This is a genomic window from Lysinibacillus sp. RC46 (genome assembly GCF_041262385.1).
Classification (GTDB): domain Bacteria; phylum Bacillota; class Bacilli; order Bacillales_A; family Planococcaceae; genus Lysinibacillus.
In genome coordinates this window covers 93,450-114,800 of sequence record NZ_JBGCCF010000003.1, presented here as the reverse complement: position 1 = coordinate 114,800, position 21,351 = coordinate 93,450, and the positions used below count along the sequence as shown (strand labels likewise).

The window sequence follows — 21,351 nt, the reverse complement described above, 5'->3', positions numbered from 1 at the left end:
CTGAAATCCGGTTTATTATTTGCTCCGTAGAAGGTAAACTAGCTTCTTGTAATAGGCAGCTGATTCCTTGTATTTTCTGGCATCCTCAGAGACGACGGCAAGCGACTCATATAGAGTCTCCAAGCGGTTGGTTTGCTGAATGGACTCAAAATAAGGTAAACAGGCCATGGCATGCTCCATTGAACGTTCGAACTGCCCCTGCGCAAACGAGAGTTGGCTTTGGTAGAATTGCAACGACATTTGTTGATCGGTTGTTTCGGCGCTGCTTTCAAGCTCCTTGATCATCTGCGGGAGCAATGCCCATTGCTTTTGGTTTAGTTCCAACTCGCAGCGGTAAATATCGAGCAGCGGTTGGAACTTCTGTCTAATTTCTTCTGGTTCGTGCCGAATCATTTCTTTAAAGCGGTCAATCTCCAATGCGGCTTTGTCATATTCGCCTAGCAGCGTTTGCATGATAATTCGGTTGTTCATTATGGATGTCATCATTTCGCCCTGATTGGAGGTGTAAACCAAATGTGCTTCCGCCATGGATAAGGCTAGCAGCGCTTCCTGAACAAGTCCGACCGTAAACTGATAACCGCTGTAGGTGAGATACAACCCGCTCAAACGGTGAAAGAGCCTTTGTTCATAGACATGCTTCATCATTTGCTCAAACGTCTGTTTCGCCTGATCATACTGTTTCAAATAGATAAAGGCCTCAAGCATGAAATTATGCGCCGTCAGCCATGGCTCGCTGCCTGGAGCGAGCAGTTCCGCAAGTTTTCGTGCTTGAAGCAGTGCCTCGTGGTAATGGTGTTTGGATCTGAAAAGTTGGATTTTATAATAAAACATCGCTTTTTTGGCTGGTAGGGGCAGATCATTGTCGTCAGGACGCCCGTATTTATCCAAGTAATAATTCAAATAGTTCCGGTGCAAATAATCATGAGCTACCGCGTCATTAAGCTGCTGGTAATATACGGCTTTCATTAAGGCTGTGGTCAACTCAACGGTTAAAGCATCGTCGCGGTCCGGCAGATCGTTAACCTGCTGTTCATCGATGGATGCAGTGGATTGGGATAACATTTCGAAAATGCTCTCTGCCTTTGCCAATGTATCCGGCGATTGAGATGAAGCCTGCAGCAAATAAGCAGGAGAGACGCTGAGACGGGAGGCTATATGTTCAGCCAAATCAGCGGCAAGAGTGTAACGCTCTGCGAGGATATTGGCAAAATGGGTTTGCGTCAGTAAACCTTCAACCAGCTCTTTGCGGGTGATGTTTTTCTTTTTGCACAAAAAATCGATTCGTTCTTTTAACATAGGGCGTAGAAATCTCCTTTCCGCGAAAGTTCCGTAAAAGTATACCATGAATATATAGAAAAAAAGGCTTAGAATAAGGATAAATGGGTGGAAATGCCCGCTATCGGGCACATCGATGGTCCCTCGTATGAAAATCATTCATTATACCAATTTATGGGGAAGTTGGACTTTATTCTATAGATGAAAGTAATGGTAATCATACTTGTCTCTTTATTATTTTACCTTTTATCATAAATTCGCAGTTTGTTATATTAAAAAAATATATTTGATAAAACTATAATAATACATTAAAGAGAGCATGGTTTTTATTCATGAAAAGACATGCTCTCTCTTAATAGAATGTTCACATCTGAGGCCCACGCCAAAAGTTGTGGATGATATTTGTTAAAAGTATGCCGTGTATATAGGGATCGACGCCCCCAGGAAAGCGACCAGTCGGAACGAAAATCAAAGCACAGTTTAACTGCATATTCTGCAAATAATTATGCTGTCGTTGGTTTGCTAAATCCGCTTCGCTAGAATACGTTAAAAAAGGTATTCGCATTAATGCTATTTGTCCAGGCGGTGTTCAAACAGCGTTAACAAATAGTGTTACGGAAATGTTTGAAACAACTGGCTATATTCCAGATGAACTTCCGAACATGTGAATGGGACGTTATGCATGTTAGCAGAAATGGTTGCTTTCTTAGCATCTGAACGGGCAGGAGCAATAGTTCTTGTTGATGATGGTTTAACTTTATAATAAGAAAAATCCCGAATATTGAACGTTATTCGGGATTTTTTTTCTTATCTTATGTTTTTAATTTATCCTAAAGCTTTCTATTAAACATAGTAGCGTGTTTTAATCAGTTTTCGGTTTAAAACACGCTCTTAAACTATGCTATTTTCTTTTGTTTGGATACAGGAATAGTGCGATTTAAAATACTGTTGGCTATCATTCCGATCATAATAATGATCATTCCGATTAAAGATACTCCAACTGGCCAAGAACCGTTTAAAAAAAGGATTTCACCAAGAACAGTAAAAATCATTGTTCCTGCTTGTGTTGCCTCCACTGCCCCTAACAAAGACAGGTTATTTTTCGCTAAGTCAGTAGCGAAGAAAAATGTCATTGTGGCGATAACACCCGAACATAATGCTAATAAGAAACCTTGCATCATTTGCCCAGATGTTGGTATGCCAGTTGTAGTCCAACCATAAATCGCTAATATAATACTGACAGGAAGGCTACCAATTGCCATGCCTAACACGCGTTGAAATGTATCTAAGCGACCAGCAACGACTTCCATCATTTTTCTATTACCGAAAGGATATAAGAATGCAGCGATAACTACAGGGAGGAAGCCAGATAAAAATTGAGAAACAGTAATGTCTCCAGCTTCTGTTAATTGCATACAAATGACACCCGTTAAAATAAATAAGGAAACGAGTAAGCTTCGCATAGGAATTTTACCGCGAACTCGTTTAACTCCTGACTTTGTCTCCAATGTAATAAAAAATAACGGAGATAATAGCAAACCAGCTAAAATGGTTATTTGCCATGTACCTGCGACGAGCCATGCAGGACTAAATACAGCAGCATAGCTTAATAAGGAATAAAATCCTACCCCGGCTATTGTGCCATAACCAAGCCATGCCAAAGGGTGTTTACCCATTTCTACCCATAGTGGACGAAGGTTTTTGCGAAATAGGACGATAAAGAATAAAATGGGTAAAGCGAATAAAAATCGGAAGGAAGCAGTCCAAGCCCAGCTTGTTCCTGATACGTTCATAACTCGATTTATAATAAATGTAGCTGAAAAAAACGCAGATGATAAAATACCTAATAAGATAGCACGCATTTCGTTCGCTCCTTTCTAAATATATATTATAATATAATTATTTATATAAAAAGTAAACTATAATATACTAAAGGTGGGGTTCATATGAAAGAACAAGAGGATATGCAAACAAAAGAAGTTATTTTGCAAGTTGGTCAACTGTTACGACAAATACGAAATGAACAGAAATTAAGTTTAGAAGAGTTAGCGAAAAAAACAGGTGTTAGTAAATTAACGTTAGGGAAAATTGAGAGAGGAGAAACGAATCCTACATTAGGTGTCATTTGGAAGATTACGAAAGGATTATCTATTCCGCTGTCACGGCTTATGGTGATAGAAGATATAGTAAATGTTGCACGTTGCGGAGAGGGATTTACGATAGAAGAAAATCAAATGTGGCGATTAGAAACTATATTTCGTTACAAAAAAGAAACTGGGATGGAAATGCATCGTGCTTGTTTGCAACCGAATAGCATATATGAGGCAGAACCTCATCATGAAGGAGCTATTGAATTTGTAACAGTAATGAAAGGGAAAATTTCGATTCAAGTTGGACAAGAAATGTACGAATTAAACGAATTTGATTCTATTCAATTTGAAGCAAATCGACAGCATAGCTATGAAAACACGGGGAATGAAGTAGCAGTTCTCCATTTAACAATGAAATATTTATCTTGAAATAAGGTATCACGCTTGAGTAGCTGGAAGAGGAATTGACAGAACCAGTGGAATTAAGTGTTTCAATGAAAAAAGCAGTGGGATTCAGCAAAGCAAGTATGTCTTACTGACCATTTATGAGAGATTTGCTACAGGGCACTTGCTAACCAACAACTCCTTTTAGTGCAAATAGCCAAAATGGGTGGAGAAAAATATTGTGTTTTTCTCCACAGTCTATTTCTGTTTAACTTTCATCAAATGCTTTGCAACGGCTTCCATCAAGGTATAAAAATCGTGATCTATTGTTGAGCACGAAAAGTGGCTAGCACAGTTTTAGTTAAGATGTTTGTGCCGATTTCAAGAGCATCTGTATCAAAGCTCATATAAGGATGATGGAGTCCAGGAGCGAGGTTACAGCCTAGGCCAATCATCGTTGCTTTTAAATGTGGTTTCTTGATTGTGTAAAAATGAAAATCGTCCCCACCAGAGGTGATGAGTGTGGGTATGATATTTTCTTCGCCAATAACTTCGGTAATGCCTGTGCGTGCAAATTGAATAGCTTGCTCGTTTTGAACAGCAGCAGGCATGGCTGTTATGGTGCTATAATGAATACTTGCCCCCAAGGTTGTACGTACACCGTCAATGATTTGTTTGAATTTTTGTACCAACTCCTGCATCGCTTCATTCGTTTGTGCACGTAAATCTAGTCCGAATTGTCCATTCCCGGGAATAATATTTCGACTGTCACCTCCAGCACGAATATAGGTCATTTTGATAGAATGTGGTATTTGCGGATCAATGCGAATTTGATTTAACTGTTCATTGATCGTCGTCATAACATCTATAGCATTGACCGTCAAATGAGGGCGTGCACCGTGACTATCGACTCCTTGTACCTGCCCATCAATCATTTGACCTGCGCCATGTATAATAACTGGTGATGCTACACCAAATGGGATTTCTTGGATTGGCCGTAGGTGGATGCCATATAGGTATTCCACATCCTCCACAATACCTTTCTCAATCATTTCCAAAGCGCCAGTACCTTTTTCTTCTGCCGGTTGAAAAACGAGGCGTAGCGTACCTTTGAAATTTTCATGCTGCATACATTTTGCAACACCAAGGACCATACTCATATGAGCATCGTGACCACATGAGTGATTCGCTTTAAAACAGCCATCAACTTCCTGCCATAGTGCATCAATATCTGCACGGACCGCTACTATAGGCTGGCCTTGGCCAAGGTCTGCATAAAGCCCTGTACAATCATTAAAAGTAGTCACCTTATAGCCTAGGTCACTGAGTACTTCTTTCAAATATTGGGTTGTATTTACCTCTTTCCAGCTTACTTCTGCATTTTCATGTAAGTAATGAAAATGTTGTAATAGTTCTTGCTTAATTTTCATGATGTAATCCCTCATTCCAAAATAGGTCTTTATAAGTAGTCTCATATTGTTGCTTTTGTTTTTCATATTGCTCAGGATAGTCTTGAATCATTTGATGCAATATTGTATTCAATAACGAGGAAATGACAGGACCAGAGTCAATTGTAGACATATGTGACATCTTAGTAATAAAAGTCGAATCAGCAATTTGAGTTATGGGAGCTATATCTGAATCTGTGATGCCCACCACATAAACTCCACGTTCCTTTAATTCCTGCGTAATTTCAAGCGTATGTTTCATATAACGATTAAAAGAAAAGGTAACAACGACACTATTTTCATCTAAGTTATTAATGTAAGAAAAATCATCCATATATAAATTTAAAATTCGACTATTCCCTCTTATTGTATTCAATGTGAAGCTAAACCAATGTGCAAAACCATAAGAGGCTCCACTCCCTAATACAACAATCTCCCTTGCAAGAGCAATTTTTTTAACGACCGTTTTAAACATTTCAGGGTCTATATTTTCAGCCGTTTTTTTTATATTGATTTGATCACGAATCATAACTTCTTCAATACCTGTATGATCAGTTTGCTCTGCAAATGTGTGTGAAAAGCTCATCAATGAATTTTTTAAATCAAAAATAGAATCCTGTACTTCATTTTGTAAATCAGTAAAACTCCCATAATTGATGGCATAAACAAATCGAATCACACTTGTTTCACTAACTCCAATCATGTTGGCGATTTTCGTCGCAGAGTTTGAAGCAAATAGCTTCGGATCTTCTTTCAAAAAGAGTGCAACACGTTTTAATGTAGGGGACAAATCATCAAATTTTTCTTGTATTTTAGCTTCGTATGCGTACAAGCCGATACCTCCTTTAGTAGTGAAGGAAATTCTTTTTTTTTCTAAAAAAATAAGCGTTTACTTTATTATAGCATATTCAAAATAAACTTTATTTTCAATATTTTCAGAAAAATAATTGAATTTTTTGAATAGTTTTGTTAGCTTAATATATATATTGAAGTGTTCACTTTAAATTTTTAGGAAATAAAGTGAATACTTCTAATGATCTAACATCATAAAATCTTGGGGGGATTGACATGAAAAAAGCAAATTGGTTATTTGTAATGTTTGCAAGTGTGCTTTTTGTGTTAGCAGCATGTTCTTCAGATGATAATGCTGGTGGTGAAAGAGCAGATAGTAATAAAGATTATTCAGAATTACAGGTAGCTTATAATGCTCAGCCACCAACGTTAGATCCGTTGATGACAACGGCGGTAGCTACGCGTGATGTAGCTCGAAATATCTATGAATCTTTAGTGACACTAGATAAAGATTCGAAGGTTGTGCCAATGTTGGCGGAATCAGTGGAGGAAAGTGAAGATGGTAAAGTTATAACATTTAAATTGAGACAAGGTGTTAAATTCCACAATGGTGATGATTTAACAGCCGAAGATGTTGTGGCATCTATGCAACGCTGGATGACAACGACAGGTTTAGGAAAATCTTATTTTGCGGATGCAACATTTGAAAAAGTGGATGATTCAGTTGTGCGATTGGTAATGCCGAAGCGACTATTCATTGCGCTCCATTTATTGGCAGATCCAAGTCAAATTGCAATTATTACAACGGAAGAAGCAAATGCCTCAACGACAGCTGAGGGCTTAACAGAATTTATTGGGACAGGTCCATATAAATTCTTAGAGTGGAAAAATGATCAATATATTCATTTAGAGAAATTTAATGATTATGTTGCTGTAGATAGCCCAGCAAGCGGATTGGCTGGTAAAAAAGAGGCACAATATAAAAATATTCATTTTAATATTGTAACCGATGCTTCAACGCGTTTTGCTGGTATTCAAACAGGAGAATACCAAGTAGCAAATGCGATACCGTTCGATAATGTGGCGCAATTAGAAAAGTCTGAAACTGTTAAAACTTCCATTGACCATAATGGCTTTAATGCTGTTGTATTTAACAAGCGAGCAGGACTTTTTGCTAAACAGGAAGCACGTCAAGCTGTAAATGCGGCTCTTGATCAAGAAGCAATTTTAAGGGCAGCGTTTTCGAGTCCTGAATTTTACGAATTAGAACACAATTTAATGATTAAAGATCAAACAGACTGGTATACAGATGCTGGTAGCAATCAATACAATCAAAAGAATATAGAAAAGGCAAAATCCCTATTACAACAAGCTGGCTATAATGGAGAGGAAATCGTCATATTATCGACACGTGATTATGAAGACCATTACAATGCAGCCGTTGTGGTTCAACAACAATTAGAAAGTCTTGGCATGAAAGTAAAGCTTGATATTTATGATTGGCCAACTGTGCAACAGCGTCGTACAGATGAAAAGGCATACGATATTTTCATTACTGGTTTCCCAACTGAGCCTGTACCTAATAAATATGTGTTCTTGGATTCCAAGGGAGAATGGCCAGGTTGGACAAATAGCCCTAAAATTGATGATTTATTAAACAAAATTGCAGGTGCTGCAACACAGGAAGAAGCGAAAGGCTATTACAGTGACTTAATGGTTGAAGTATATGACTATGTTCCAATTATTAAATTTGGAAACAAAACGACAGTAACAGCATACGATGCATCCATTGAAGGCTATGATTTCTTGCAAGGTATCATTTTATGGAATATGAAATAATTTGTAAGGGGGGATGAGCTTATGTTGAACTTTATATTGAAACGAATACTGTCACTTATACCTGTGTTATTTGTTGTATCAGTTGTCGTCTTTTTATTAGTTCATATAACGCCTGGTGATCCAGCTTCAGTTATGCTCGGTCCTGAAGCCTCTCCTCAGGATGTGGCTAAGCTACAGGAAGAGCTTGGCCTCAACCGCCCTATTTTGGAGCAATATGTGACTTGGGTAGGGGCTATTGTTAATGGCGATTTAGGAACATCACTATTTATGAAAAAACCAGTATTAACGGCTTTTTTTGAGCATTTAGGTCCAACACTTTCATTGGCCATTATGGCTCAATTGTTTGCTATTGTACTAGCTATCCCACTTGGTGTACTGTCAGCTAAGTTCAGAGGATCATTTTTAGATCAAACATTTATGGGAGTTTCACTTGTTGGCATATCAGTTCCAAGCTTTTTGCTCGGTTTATTTTTAATTTTATTATTTGGAGTGGAGCTACGTTGGTTACCTGTTGCAGGTTATAAACCGTTAGCTGCAGGTTTCGCTGTACATATCCGCTATTTAATTTTACCTGCCATTGCATTAGGTTCAATGCAAGCTGCTCTTATTGCCCGTATGACTCGATCTTCGATGCTGGAAGTTTTATCTGCCAATTTCATTAAGACAGCACGTGCAAAAGGGGTAAAGGAATTTGTTATTACAATGAAACATGCATTACGTAATGCATTTATTCCTATCTTAACGATTATCGGTCAAACCTTCGGGACTTTAGTAGCTGGTGCAGCTGTCATTGAAACGGTATTTAATATCCCAGGCATTGGTCAATTAATCATTAACTCAGTAGAACGACGTGACTTTGAAGTGATTCAAGGAGTTGTTTTGTTAATCGCAGTTAGCTACGTAACAATCAATTTAGTGATTGATTTACTATATGGTATTGTTGATCCACGTTTACGAGTTGGGAAGAGATAGGGGGGAGTAATTTGAGTCAAGAGCTTTCAATGAATGATCTGTCAACCATTAAGAAGCAGATGAAGCAAAAGCAGCGAACGTTATTTAGAAAGAAGTTTTTTAGCAACAAATTGGCTTTGACAGGCACCGTTATTATGTCAGTAATAATTTTGTTTACGATTTTGACCCCGTTTATCATCTCGACTTCGCCATATACATTGGATACCGCGAATCGATTATTACCGCCAAGTACTGAACACTTTTTTGGCACGGATAACTATGGTCGAGATTTATTTAGTCGTGTTATGTATGGGGCACGTGTTTCATTAGTCATTGGCTTCTCTGTCGCACTGTTAACTTCTATTTTCGGGACGATTGTTGGATTATATGCAGCTTATTTTAAAAAGCTTGATAGCTTATTGATGCGTACTGCTGACGGTCTAATGGCATTTCCAGCCATCTTACTTGCGATTGCGATTATGGCATCTCTCGGTGCAAATTTAGTCAATGTCATTATCGCTTTAACGATTGTATTTACACCACTTGTTGCAAGAACTATTCGTTCCTCTGCTTTAATTGTGAAGGAGCAAACATATATTGAGGCGTTACGGGCACAAGGTGCAAATAGCACGCGTATTATCTGGTCGAATATTTTCCCGAATGTCATTTCACCTTTAATTGTTCAAGCTACTTTTATTTTTGCAGATGCCATTATTGTAGAGGCTGCACTTAGCTTTTTAGGAGCCGGGATTCCTGCACCTGAACCAAGTTGGGGCAATTTATTATATGATGGCAAAACGGTTATTTTCAATGCGTGGTGGATGACAGTATTCCCAGGAATTGCAATTATGTTAACGGTTTTAGGCTTAAATCTATTTGGTGATGGATTGCGAGATTTACTAGATCCGCATAATAAATCGAAGAAGTAGTAAGGGGGTGCTATTACAATGACAGATACTTTACTTGAAGTTGAGCATTTAAAAGTTCATTTTGATACAGAGGAAAAGAAAGTAACAGCTGTCGATGATGTTTCTTTCACTGTTAAAAAAGGAGAAATCGTTGGTGTAGTGGGAGAATCCGGCTGTGGTAAAAGCGTTACGGCAGAATCAATTTTACGACTTCTCGATGAAAAGCATACAAAGTATGAAGGTGAAATTCGTCTCGAAGGCCAAAATTTATTAGCGAAATCCGCAAAAGAAATGCGAGAAATCCGTGGTAATGATATTGCTATGATTTTCCAGGATCCGATGAGTTCATTAAACCCAGTTTACACTGTGGGTGATCAAATTATGGAAGCCCTCCTCCTTCATCAAAATGTTTCAAAAGAACAGGCCCGCGTGAAAGCGATTGACATGCTGAAATTAACTGGTATTCCAGCACCAGAGAAACGGATTGATGAGTTTCCTCATCAGCTATCAGGGGGGATGCGTCAACGGGTCATGATTGCGATGGCACTTTGCTGTCAGCCAGCACTCTTAATTGCCGATGAACCAACAACAGCTTTAGACGTGACAACGCAATCACAAATTTTAGACTTGATCAAAGAGTTAAAAGACGAATTTAATATGGGGACGATTATGATTACGCATGATTTAGGCGTTGTAGCTGAAGTTTGTGAAAAAGTAGTAGTCATGTATTTAGGTCAAGTCATTGAAGAATGTGATGTATTAACGATTTTTGATCAGCCTCTGCATCCCTATACACAAGGCTTATTAAAATCAATTCCTAATATAGAAGGAAGTCGTGAGGAAAAGCTGTATGTGATTGAAGGAAAGGTGCCGACATTAAGTCAAATTCCTACAGGTTGTCGCTTTGCTCCACGCTGTGAATTCCAGACAAACAATTGTCGCACATCTCTACCAAAGCTTGAAAGCTACGGCGACCGTAAAGTCAGATGCTGGCACTTTGAAGAAATTCAGAGGAAGCGGGAGGTGAAAATTCATGGATAACAAAGAAATGATTTTACAAATAAAAAACTTAAAAACCTACTTTCCTGTTAGTAGTGGTGTCGGGCAGGAAAAAAGATATGTCAAAGCAGTCAATAATGTGTCCTTTGAGCTTACTAAGGGCGAGACATATAGCTTAGTTGGAGAATCTGGTTGCGGAAAAAGTACTACAGGCCGTTCTATTTTGCGGCTCATTGAACCTACAGATGGCGAAATAATTTACCAAGGACAGACAATTAATAAGCTTAAACAAAAAGAAATGATGCCCATTCGTCGTAGTTTGCAAATGGTGTTTCAAGATCCTTATTCATCTTTAAACCCACGTAAACGTATCGGAACAATATTAGAAGAAACCTTGAAAATACATCATATTGGCACAAAGCAAGAGCGTACACAAAAAGTGATGGATATTTTAAATAAGGTAGGGTTCCAAAATGAACATTATTTTCGATTTCCACATGAATTTTCCGGAGGGCAGCGTCAGCGTATAGGATTAGCACGCGTACTTATTATGAATCCAGATATTATTATTTGTGATGAGCCTGTATCGGCATTAGATGTATCTATTCAATCACAAGTGCTGAATTTATTGGAGGATTTACAAAAAGAATTTAACCTAACATTATTGTTTATCTCTCATGACTTAAGTGTTGTACGCCATATTTCCAATCGAATTGGCGTAATGTATTTAGGAAAGATCGTAGAAGAAACAACGACAGATGAAATTTTTAGCAACCCAATGCATCCTTATACAAAAGCACTTTTATCAGCAATTCCTGTGCCCAATCCGCGAATAAAACGTGAAAAGATTAAGCTGAAAGGTGAAATCCCTTCTCCATTGAATCCACCAACAGGCTGTGTTTTCCAGACGAGATGCCCTTTTGTAATGGAAAAATGCCGGACGGTAGAGCCAGAGTTGGTCGAGCATTCACCTGCCCATAAAACGGCATGTCATTTATATTACAAGTAGGGGAGTGTTGAGAAATGAAAATTGAAAAAATTATAGTTCGTAAAATGAAGATGACTATGAAATCACCCTTTGAAACAAGTTTTATGAAGCAGCAGGAACGTATTTTCTTAATTATTGAAGCGTATGGTGAGAAGCATGTTGGTTATGGAGAATGTGTTGTTAGCGCTTATCCTTATTATGGAGAAGAAACGGCTTCAACGGCATTCTCTATTATTGATGAATTTTTAATACCACTTGTTATTAATCAGGAATTCAACCATCCAGATGAGATAAATGAGAAGTTTGCTCGCGTGCGTCGCAATAATATGGCGAAATCTGCAGTGGAAGCAGCCATTTGGGATTTATATGCAAAAGAGCAGGGCATACCTTTAGCACAAGCACTTGGAGGAGAAAAAAAAGAAATTACTGTTGGCATTAGCCTAGGCATTGAAGATGATACGAATGTATTGCTGGAAAGCATTGAAGGTTATTTAAAACAAGGGTTCAAAAAAATAAAAATTAAAATTAAGCCCGGAAAAGATATCGAAGTACTGCGTGTAATCCGTGATCGCTTTGGCGATATACCTTTAATGGCAGATGCCAATTCTGCCTACTCGTTAGAAGATCTATCCTTATTTAAGGAGATGGATAAATTAAATTTAATGATGATTGAGCAACCTCTTGAGCATGATGATATTGTCGATCATCGAAAATTACAAAGAGAACTCAATACACCGATTTGCTTAGATGAAAGTATCCATTCATACGATGATGCTAGACGTGCAATTGAACTAGGTAGCTGCAAAGTGATTAATATAAAGGTAGGGCGTGTTGGAGGCTTATCCGAGGCTAAAAAGATTCATGATTTATGTCAGCAGCATCAAATCCCTGTATGGTGTGGGGGTATGCTAGAATCAGGGATTGGTCGTGCTCATAATATTGCAATTACAACACTGTCAAACTTTACAATACCTGGTGATACGGCACCATCTTCCCGCTATTGGCATGAAGATATTATTGAGCCAGAGATTGTCATGGATGACCAAGGACATATCCAAGTTTCTAATCTACCAGGTATTGGTTATAATATTGCACAAGACAAACTCGAAAAATACACAATAGAAAAGTATATTTACGAAGCATAATGAAAGTCGAATGCCGTGTTTTAAAGTTATTTGAACAGCTTCTAATTTCATTTCTTCTCTAAATTTAGGCATACAAAAACTGCACCTCCAATTGTTAGATTGTATCTAACAATTGGGGTGCAGTTCACTATAAAGATGGGAGGCTTTAGTGCTCCATCAGATTTAACTCACCCGCTACTACAACCCAAAAATTGTGAAGGTTAATATAAATTTTATGTGTAAAAGTTGTTGCTACCCATTGCTTCATCTTATTGTAAGCGGCTCGACGCTCTCCAGCAGGAAAGCGTGAATAGCTTAGCGGATATTAGCGTCTTCTCATTAATAAAACTGGGGAAAATTCCGCTAATTAATGCACCTATTAGTCTGAAATAATTGACGAAAATAAAACTAAATTTATAATGTGAATTTTTTTAGTTCTACAGACAATGTATTTGTCATTTCTTGAAGTTCTGAAACCTTATCACTAATTTTTTTGAATGATCCTAACTGTTCTTGAGTAGAAGCGGATATTTCCTCTGTTCCTGCTGCGGTTTCTTCCGTAATAGCTGAAATGTTTTCAATGGCACTGTTCATTTGCTGACTCATTTCGCTTGTTTGCTCCATATCCTTTGTAAGGTGCTGTAACTGATCATTAATGTCTAATACATGAGTTGCAATTGCCTCAAATGACTTTTCTGTATCGGTCATCGATTGTAATTGTTCTTCTGAAAGCTGATGTCCATGTTCTGCAGTAGAAAGAATGAGTGTAATGCCATCTTGTATATGTGTCACCATCGAAGAGATGAAAGTAGTTGCTTTTTCTGTTTCATGAGAAAGTTTTTTGACTTCCTTCGCTACAATGGCGAATCCTTTTCCGGCTTCGCCAGCACGTGCCGCTTCGATTGCAGCATTTAATGCTAAGAGATTTGTTTGATCAGCAATCGCGTGAACTGCATTAGCTGCACCTTCAATTTCTGTTGTGAATTGAGAGAATTGAGTAACAGCCTCTTTGATATTAATCGAAGTGGATGAAATATCCTTCGCAATAGAGGATTGCTTCTCTAGTGAGCTACGACCATTTTGAACTGCAGTAAGCGCTTTGTTACCGTTTACTGCTGATTGTTCACTTGTCTCCTGAACAGTAGTAAATTGATCCGCCATCGTATTCATCAAGATAGCCGTTGACTGGATATCTTCTGAAATAGTTAGGCTTCCCTTTGCCAATTCGTCTGTTGATGTAGCAATTTGTTTACTGCCTTCGTTAACGGTTTCGATATAGCTTGTGACATCTTTTGTAAATAGACCAACATTTTTACCTACATGATCAATAGATTGTACGGTGGTTTTTAAGCTAACAATCATTTTGGCAAAGTTCTCAGTCAGTTGATCAACTTCATTGCGACTACCTTTCTTATAGGAGAGGGAAGAGGTGTCAATTGTCAAATTCCCTGCAGCCACCAATTGTGCATAATCCACGATTCGGTTAATCGGTTTAGTAATTCTTTTCGTTGCGACATACGAAAAAATGCTTGTAGCAATAAGTAGAAGGATACTACCTATTATTGTTGATGTAGTAATAAAAGAAATTTTCTGCGTTGCCAGATCATTCGTTTCTTTATACCATTCATTTGTTTCTTTTTTCAGTAGATACATATCGTTCAAAATACCGGATATTCTGATTGATTGTTTTTTTATCTCAGGATGATTGTGAGCAAGAAATCCTGCTTCTGAAGCTTTTTCTAATTCGTCGTATTTACCCTCGATTTTTTTGATGATTGCCTGATGCTCAGCTATTTTAGCAATAGTTGAGAGTTTTTCTAAATTTACTTTCGTTTCTTGTAAAGTTGAAAGAGCTTCATTTTTATTGGCCTCACTATCTAAAAAAGTGTAGTTATTTAAAGATTGGCTCGCTACAACTAAACTTTGTTCAAGTTCTTTCACTGCCAGTAATAGTTCTGTATCATCTTGTGCAGTTGTTTGTATATCAAATGTTTGAACGATAATAAAACCAATCATAGCCATTGCGAGGACAATGGGAATAAGTATGTTCATGAATAATTTTTTTCGTAGTGTCACTGGCTGTTCCCCTTTTCTGCAGTAACTTTTATTTTACCCGAAACAATATCTTCTTTTGCTTTTTCAATAGCAGCCTGTTGCTCAGGTGTAAGTTTAATAACACGTATATCCGCTAGGCCTACTCCATTATCAGCTAAACCGAATGACAACGATTTTTCGGAAATTTTCCCTTCCTCATCTAATGTTTTAGCAATTTTAAAAACAGCTTGGTCGACATTTTTTAACATTGATGTTACAACAGTTTTTTCTGCAATGTAAAATTGATCAATATCAACTCCGGCCGCATATATGCCCATTTCTTCCGCTTTCTTTATGGCACCAAAGCCTGTGAATCCCGCTGCATGATAAATAAAATCCAATTTGTTCTTTATGTAACGTTCTGCGATTGCGGCACCCGCGTCGGCATCATCAAATGAGCCAGAATATTCACTAATAATTTCGATATTTGGATTAAAATATTTAGCTCCCTCAATAAAGCCGTTTTCAAAGTGATGGATAACCGGAATATCTACACCACCAATAAATCCTATTTTTCCAGTTTTACTCGTCATTGCTGCAACCATTCCAAGTAAAAAGCTACCTTCTTGCTCTTTAAAGGTTATGGAAGTGATATTGGCAACATCTGATTGTCCGTCAATAAGGACAAATTGTTGATCAGGATATTTCTTCGCAGTCTTTTCCAATGCCTCCTGTACAGAGAAGCCTAGACCAATAATGACGTTATATTTTTCTTCGACAAGTTCCTCTAGCTTCTGTTCGTAATTGCCATCAGGCGCCTCTTTATAATCAAACAAAATACCTAGCTCATCGCGTGCTTTCTCAAGCCCTTTAAAAGCTGAGTCATTAAACGATTCATCACCAAGCCCTGCATCTGAAAGTAAGATACCAATTTTATAGTCATCTTGCGCTTTTTCCGGCTGAGTAATGGAACAGCCTGCTAATAACAAAGCTATTAAGCAAAAGCCAATCATTAATTTTTTCAATATGAATACCTCCATTGTATGTATTATTTATATCGGCAAAAAGTTATTCTAAGTCAGAGGTCAGACAACGATTTTTTATTTTACCATTAAATACTATCAGATTATTTACAATTTACTACAGGAAAATGGGTTTAAATCATTTTCGATATTTTCTAATCACTGAGTATTTAGTTTGTTTCACAATGGATTTTCTCTATGTATATAGTGAAAAAGGTAGGGGTATATTGTGAAATATTTATATATTTTGCAAAATTAACCCTTTTCTTTGGCAAATAAAAAAACTCGCAAACATCTAAAGAGTTTGCGAGACACACTAATGAATTAAACCGCACCAAATAATTTTAATATATTTATAATTATGATTCCTACAATGCCGAAGTCTGAATCGCCAAATGTAGTTCCTTCGTAGCCGATATCACCCATGAAGATAAGTAGAATCGCGGGGATAAAGCTAGTAATTAATCCGTTGGTAAATGCTCCTACCATAGCACCGCGTCTACCACCAGTTGCATTACCGAATACTCCTGCAGCCGCACCCGTGAAAAAATGTGGCACAATCCCAGGTACAATCACTTTTAGCCCTATGAGGGGGAGTATAAACATGGACACTAAGCCTGCTACAAAGCTAAACAGGAAGCCAATAATAACTGCATTCGGTGCGAACGGAAAAATTGTAGGGCAGTCTAATGCAGGCTTTGTGTTTGGCACAAGTTTATCTGCAATACCTTTAAAGGCAGGAATGATCTCGGCAATTAGCATTCGCACTCCAGCCAAAATGATATAGACACCAGCGGCAAAGGTAATAGCTTGAATAATGGCAAAGACGATAAAATTCGAACCGCCAGATAACTGTGACTCAATATAGGATTGGCCAGCGAATAGGGCAACGATAATAAAAAACAGACTCATAGTTAAGGACACAGCTACAGATGTATCCCGTAAAAAGCCTAGAGATTTTGGAACTTTTATGTCTTCTGTTGATTTAGCTTTGTTTCCAAAGAGCTTCCCGATTTTAGCAGATACATAATAACCAACACTGCCAAAATGACCAACAGCAAAATCATCACTGCCAGTTATTTGACGAACAGTTGGTTGTAAAATGGCTGGGAATACGACCATACAAAGACCAAGTATAATAGAGCCAACGATGATAAGAGGTGTGCCACTCATACCGCCGACAGACAGTGATGCTGCGATTAAACACGCCATAAATAATGTATGATGACCAGTTAAAAATATATATTTAAAAGGCGTAAATCGCGCAAATAATATGTTCATAATCATACCGAAAACCATAATCATGGCAGTAGCTGTTCCGAAACTAGTTTGAGCGGCTGCTACAATCGCTTCATTATTTGGGATAACTCCTTGGACATTAAATGCATGATCAAACATTTTACTAAAATGATTTAAAGAACCGATTAAAACGCTTGCACCTGCGCCAAGTATAACAAAGCCCATAACCGTTTTTAACGTACCAGAAAGGACTGTTGAAGCTGATTTTTTTTGGATTAATAAACCGACAAAAGCGAATAGGCCGACTAAAATAGCTGGTGTTCCTAAAATGTCATTCATAATAACATCTAACATATTAACACCTCATCCTATCCAATTTTTAATTAAATTCAAATTCAATCCTTTATAACAGAGGTTTAAGCTTTAATTTAATTTCAGAAATACTCATCATATTAACAATACTAACGATGTGACCTCTTTCTTCGGGCAATTGATTGACAATATCTTCTGCGCCAATATAAATATCCGCTTTCTCTGCCTTGGCAGATGCTAAATCGGTATGCGTTAATTCTGCAACTTTTCCAAGTTCAGTTAACGCTTTTTTTACATTCAATTCCATAATAAAACAACTGCCTAAGCCATTCCCGCACACTACTAAAATCTTCATCAAGATTACTCCTTTGCCACAATTTGTTGGATTTCTTTGATAATATCGTCTTTATTCTGACAGGCGATGATGCTGTCGATTTGATGGGGTTCTTGCAAAATCTTTGTTAAGTCAACTAATGCTTGCAGATGCGACGCATGATCGGTGGCCGCTAAGACAATAATTAAGAAAACAGGCTTTTCTGGTCCAAACATAACAGGTTTTTGTAAGCTTAATAGGCTCATGGCTAGCTCATTGACGCCTTCTGTGTGCTGTGCATGTGGAATCGCTACTTTTGGTGTAATGACTACATAAGGTCCGTGCTTTTCAATGGAATGAATCATCGCCTTAATATAGCGTTCTTCGATTTTATTGTGCTTTAATAGTGGAATTGCCGCTAAATGAATAGCTTCCTGCCAAGTATTTACAATATCTGCGAGTTGTATAGTATCTTTTGTTAGTAACTCGGTTAGCAAAATACAACCCTCCCTTCATAGGGGTAAACAATCCCCATTTCATGTTATTATTGTCGACTATGGAAATATGTCATAAGAGGCTATTTTTTTAATTGTTTGGCTAAATCATAAATTGCAGTTTTTACAAACGCATCCATCTTGCTATCTAGACGAGATTTAGGATAAATAAGTTGAATCTTTCTATTAAGTGTCACATCGTGTAAATCTCTTTTGATCAAAAGTCCTGATTTTAACTCATCTTCTATCAGGGCAACTGACAAAAATGCAATTGTTTTTCCGAAAGTAAGCATTTTCTTAATAGTACTGACAGAATCAAGCTCGATTGTATAAATGGATGGGTGAGGGTCCATCCATTTTTCTATAAAATGATTCGTTGAACTGGAGGATGTATGCAATAATACTTTGTTTTTTAGGACATCTGCTTTTGTGATGTCCTTTTTTGCTGCAAGCTCATGGGTAGGACTCAATGCTAATACAAGGGAATCTTCGCCGATTGTTTCGTATATAAGAGACGAATTTTCTTGTTTTGTTTCCATAATTAGCCCGAAATCTAATTCTTGAAGAGCTACCTTTTGTTCAATTTCAGGCGCTGTTTTTACTTCTAGCGATATTCGAATGTCTGGGTAAGCTGTTGAAACTAGATGAATAATATCCGGCATAAAAATATGTGCAGGTAGCCCGCTTGCGCCAAGACGAATGGAGCCAATATTACCCGCCAAAAGATTTTCGACAAAGCGATTCATATCTTTTTGTAGCTGTACAATTTGGCGAGCATAATGATAGAGCCCTTCTCCCGCTTCTGTTAAACGGTATCCACCTGCATTTGTCCGAAATAAACGGATGCCATATTCCTCTTCAATGGAGCGAATATGAAAGGATACTGTCGGCGCTGTAAGACCTAGCTCTTTGGCAACAGGAGCTAATTTTTTAAATTCTACGAGTAGGCAAAATGCCTGTAACTTCATGTTATTCATTTTATCCTCCTAAAGTAAATTAGAAAAAATCTTAGTTTTGCTTTAGTTTATTAGATTTTTTTTAACGAGATATTAATAGTAGATTAATATTTTCTAAATATCTGGAATTTATAGTTGTAATTAACGAGGAGGATATGATGAAAATCTCATTAACGAATATCGAAAAAAAATATGGACAGTTTCATGCGTTATGGCCCATCAATGTGGAGCTGGATAGCAAGTTCATTACCATCTTAGGACAATCAGGCTGTGGTAAAACAACGTTATTGAAAGTATTGGCAGGTCTTGAACAACCGACAAATGGAGAAATCCGTTTTGATGACACAATTATTTATTCATCCAAACTCCATAAAAATGTAAAACCAAATAAGCGAAATATGGCAATGGTTTTTCAAGATTTTGCATTATGGCCTCATATGACTATTTTCCAAAACATTGCTTTTGGCCTGAAGGGTATTGTTTCAAAGTCAGACATTCCGGCTCGAGTGGAGCATGTTATGCGATTGGTGAAAATGGAGGGTTTTGAAAAACGAAAGCCAGGGGAGTTATCGGGAGGACAGCAGCAACGAGTAGCACTTGCGAGGGCACTAGCGACAAATCCACAGCTTATTTTATTTGATGAACCACTATCAGCACTCGACGCAGTACTAAGAGAAAAAATGCAAGATGAAATCATGCATATTATTAACGAGTTAGATTGTCAGGCAATTTTTGTCACACATGATCAAACAGAGGCAATGGCAATGTCAGATCAAATTATCGTGATGGAGGCAGGAAGAATTGCACAAGTGGGAACACCAGAAGAAATTTATCACGCTCCAGCAACACCGTATGTAGCAGATTTTATCGGTAAAGTGAACTGGTTTGATAAAGGTAATTATATTGTGCGACCTGAAGGAATTTCCAGACTACGACGCCCAGGTACAATTGCAAAACAAGCGATGATTGTAAAAAGTACCTTTGTTGGTGATCGTTATTTAGTGCAAGCACAGGTAGAAGGTAAGTACTGGAGCTTTTACGAAGCAGAACCGATAGAACATGGCAAAAAGCTTGAAGTTTTTATTGATGAAAAACAAATATATCAATTGGAGGGTTACCTTTGAAAAAACGAGGGTTAAAACTATTTGCTACAGCTGGGATTCTTTTAACATTAGCATTAGCGGGATGTGGAAATAAAGAGGTAGAGAAGAATGATAAAGCAAGTTCAGCCTCAAAAGAAGAACAAACTTTAACGGTATACTCTGCTGGTCCAGATGGTTTAGCAGCGAATATTCAACAAGCATTTGAAGAGAAAACAGGCATAAAAATAGAGATGTTCCAAGGAACAACAGGCAAAATATTATCGCGTTTAGAAGCGGAAAAAAATAACCCTGTAGCTGACGTTGTCGTACTAGCCTCTGTCGCTTCAATGGATGGCTTAAAGGAAACAGATCAACTTCAAAGCAATAAAGACGCTGATAATGCCAAGAAAATCAATAGCGATTGGTCAGATAAAGAAGGTTATTACTATGGTTACAGTGCCTCAGCATTAGGAATTGCTTATAATACGAAAAATACGCAACAGGTTCCGGCAGAATGGACAGATTTAGCAAAAGCTGAATGGCAAAATAAAATTAATATACCAGACCCTAGCTTGTCAGGCTCTGCTGTAGACTTCCTATTCGGATATACAGAAGCTGAAAAAACAGCTTGGACTACGATGGAGAAGTGGAAGGAAAATGGTTTACAGGTGAATGGTGCTAATAAGGAAGCGTTAGATGCTGTTATTACTGGTGACAAAAATGCCACAATTTCAGGGGTAGATTACATGGCCTATAAAGCAAAAGCTGATGGTGAGCCAGTAGAAATTATTTATCCAAAAAGCGGGACAGTTGTCAGTCCGCGAGCTGTTGGTATTTTGAAGGATGCAAAAAACGTAGAAAGTGCAAAAGCGTACGTTGATTTTTTACTGTCAGATGAAGGGCAAAAGCTTGTAGCAAATGCCTATTTACTCCCAGGCAACAAAGATATACCTGTTAAGGATCGTGCAGCCTTAAATGAAATTCCTCAGCTAAACGTGAATTGGAAAGGTGCAGAAGCGAAGCAGCTTGAAGTATTAACTAAATTCAATGATATTTTTCGTTAAGTAGTTAGGGGAGGTTTTTTAGCCTCCTTGAAGTTTT

At 37.8% G+C, this 21,351-nt stretch carries 20 protein-coding genes; 10 read left to right on the top strand and 10 right to left on the bottom strand.

Going from position 1 to position 21,351, the window contains the following annotated elements:
* Positions 1 to 15 precede the first annotated feature (15 nt).
* Entirely contained in the window at positions 16 to 1,296 is a 1,281-nt protein-coding gene (locus ABH966_RS04235) for an XRE family transcriptional regulator (protein WP_370076041.1), read from the bottom strand.
* A gap of 536 nt (positions 1,297 to 1,832) precedes the next feature.
* Here ABH966_RS04235 and ABH966_RS04230 point away from each other — a divergent pair.
* The gene (locus tag ABH966_RS04230; RefSeq protein ID WP_370076257.1) at positions 1,833 to 1,943 is read left to right on the top strand and encodes a hypothetical protein; all 111 of its coding nucleotides are present in this window, start codon (positions 1,833 to 1,835) and stop codon (positions 1,941 to 1,943) included.
* A gap of 228 nt (positions 1,944 to 2,171) precedes the next feature.
* On the opposite strand, the gene ABH966_RS04225 is transcribed toward ABH966_RS04230, so the two are convergent.
* Positions 2,172 to 3,137, bottom strand: a complete 966-nt coding sequence (locus tag ABH966_RS04225; RefSeq protein WP_370076039.1) for a DMT family transporter — start codon at positions 3,135 to 3,137, stop codon at positions 2,172 to 2,174.
* Positions 3,138 to 3,221: 84 nt separating this feature from the next.
* Between ABH966_RS04225 and ABH966_RS04220 the strand changes: the two genes are divergently transcribed.
* Positions 3,222 to 3,794, top strand: a complete 573-nt coding sequence (locus ABH966_RS04220) for a helix-turn-helix domain-containing protein (RefSeq protein WP_370076037.1) — start codon at positions 3,222 to 3,224, stop codon at positions 3,792 to 3,794.
* Between the two features lie 278 nt (positions 3,795 to 4,072).
* Here the strand turns inward: ABH966_RS04220 and ABH966_RS04215 are convergent, their stop codons facing one another.
* Positions 4,073 to 5,179, bottom strand: a complete 1,107-nt coding sequence (locus tag ABH966_RS04215) for a M20 peptidase aminoacylase family protein (protein WP_370076035.1) — start codon at positions 5,177 to 5,179, stop codon at positions 4,073 to 4,075.
* The gene (locus tag ABH966_RS04210; RefSeq protein WP_370076033.1) at positions 5,169 to 6,029 is read right to left on the bottom strand and encodes a MurR/RpiR family transcriptional regulator; all 861 of its coding nucleotides are present in this window, start codon (positions 6,027 to 6,029) and stop codon (positions 5,169 to 5,171) included. The genes ABH966_RS04215 and ABH966_RS04210 overlap by 11 nt, the downstream gene beginning before the upstream one ends.
* Positions 6,030 to 6,265: 236 nt before the next feature.
* Between ABH966_RS04210 and ABH966_RS04205 the strand changes: the two genes are divergently transcribed.
* From ABH966_RS04205 to menC, 6 genes are read left to right on the top strand one after another with little or no spacing between them, the layout of a single operon-like run.
* Complete coding sequence (locus ABH966_RS04205; RefSeq protein ID WP_370076031.1) at positions 6,266 to 7,828, top strand: ABC transporter substrate-binding protein; 1,563 nt, start codon at positions 6,266 to 6,268, stop codon at positions 7,826 to 7,828.
* A gap of 21 nt (positions 7,829 to 7,849) precedes the next feature.
* Entirely contained in the window at positions 7,850 to 8,800 is a 951-nt protein-coding gene (locus tag ABH966_RS04200) for an ABC transporter permease (RefSeq protein ID WP_370076029.1), read from the top strand.
* Between the two features lie 11 nt (positions 8,801 to 8,811).
* Positions 8,812 to 9,708 (top strand): ABC transporter permease, encoded by an 897-nt coding sequence (locus ABH966_RS04195; RefSeq protein WP_370076027.1) that lies wholly within the window; start codon positions 8,812 to 8,814, stop codon positions 9,706 to 9,708.
* Between the two features lie 18 nt (positions 9,709 to 9,726).
* Positions 9,727 to 10,728 carry an ABC transporter ATP-binding protein gene (locus tag ABH966_RS04190; protein WP_370076025.1) on the top strand — a complete coding sequence of 334 codons (1,002 nt, stop codon included), beginning with the start codon at positions 9,727 to 9,729 and terminating at the stop codon, positions 10,726 to 10,728.
* Positions 10,721 to 11,695 carry an ABC transporter ATP-binding protein gene (locus ABH966_RS04185; protein ID WP_370076023.1) on the top strand — a complete coding sequence of 325 codons (975 nt, stop codon included), beginning with the start codon at positions 10,721 to 10,723 and terminating at the stop codon, positions 11,693 to 11,695. Before ABH966_RS04190 ends, ABH966_RS04185 begins: the two co-directional genes overlap by 8 nt.
* A gap of 14 nt (positions 11,696 to 11,709) precedes the next feature.
* Positions 11,710 to 12,819 (top strand): o-succinylbenzoate synthase, encoded by a 1,110-nt coding sequence (gene menC, locus ABH966_RS04180; protein ID WP_370076021.1) that lies wholly within the window; start codon positions 11,710 to 11,712, stop codon positions 12,817 to 12,819.
* Between the two features lie 393 nt (positions 12,820 to 13,212).
* Here menC and ABH966_RS04175 read toward each other — a convergent pair whose 3' ends face one another.
* The 6 genes from ABH966_RS04175 to ABH966_RS04150 form a co-directional block, all read right to left on the bottom strand.
* Complete coding sequence (locus ABH966_RS04175) at positions 13,213 to 14,874, bottom strand: methyl-accepting chemotaxis protein (RefSeq protein WP_370076019.1); 1,662 nt, start codon at positions 14,872 to 14,874, stop codon at positions 13,213 to 13,215.
* Positions 14,871 to 15,857 (bottom strand): BMP family lipoprotein, encoded by a 987-nt coding sequence (locus tag ABH966_RS04170; protein ID WP_370076017.1) that lies wholly within the window; start codon positions 15,855 to 15,857, stop codon positions 14,871 to 14,873. The genes ABH966_RS04175 and ABH966_RS04170 overlap by 4 nt, the downstream gene beginning before the upstream one ends.
* A gap of 321 nt (positions 15,858 to 16,178) precedes the next feature.
* A complete protein-coding gene (locus ABH966_RS04165; protein WP_370076015.1) occupies positions 16,179 to 17,447 on the bottom strand; it encodes a PTS ascorbate transporter subunit IIC in 1,269 nt (422 codons plus the stop codon).
* Between the two features lie 49 nt (positions 17,448 to 17,496).
* On the bottom strand, positions 17,497 to 17,760 hold the full coding sequence (locus ABH966_RS04160; RefSeq protein WP_370076013.1) for a PTS sugar transporter subunit IIB: 264 nt from the start codon (positions 17,758 to 17,760) through the stop codon (positions 17,497 to 17,499).
* A gap of 5 nt (positions 17,761 to 17,765) precedes the next feature.
* Positions 17,766 to 18,215, bottom strand: a complete 450-nt coding sequence (locus tag ABH966_RS04155; protein WP_370076011.1) for a PTS sugar transporter subunit IIA — start codon at positions 18,213 to 18,215, stop codon at positions 17,766 to 17,768.
* 80 nt (positions 18,216 to 18,295) lie between these two features.
* Positions 18,296 to 19,189 (bottom strand): LysR family transcriptional regulator, encoded by an 894-nt coding sequence (locus tag ABH966_RS04150; protein ID WP_370076009.1) that lies wholly within the window; start codon positions 19,187 to 19,189, stop codon positions 18,296 to 18,298.
* Positions 19,190 to 19,326: 137 nt separating this feature from the next.
* Here ABH966_RS04150 and ABH966_RS27065 point away from each other — a divergent pair, with 137 nt between their 5' ends.
* Together ABH966_RS27065 and ABH966_RS04135 are read left to right on the top strand one after the other, a co-directional pair.
* Positions 19,327 to 20,292 carry an ABC transporter ATP-binding protein gene (locus ABH966_RS27065; RefSeq protein WP_483308135.1) on the top strand — a complete coding sequence of 322 codons (966 nt, stop codon included), beginning with the start codon at positions 19,327 to 19,329 and terminating at the stop codon, positions 20,290 to 20,292.
* Positions 20,289 to 21,314 (top strand): ABC transporter substrate-binding protein, encoded by a 1,026-nt coding sequence (locus ABH966_RS04135; RefSeq protein WP_370076007.1) that lies wholly within the window; start codon positions 20,289 to 20,291, stop codon positions 21,312 to 21,314. The genes ABH966_RS27065 and ABH966_RS04135 overlap by 4 nt, the downstream gene beginning before the upstream one ends.
* The last annotated feature ends 37 nt before the right edge of the window (positions 21,315 to 21,351 follow it).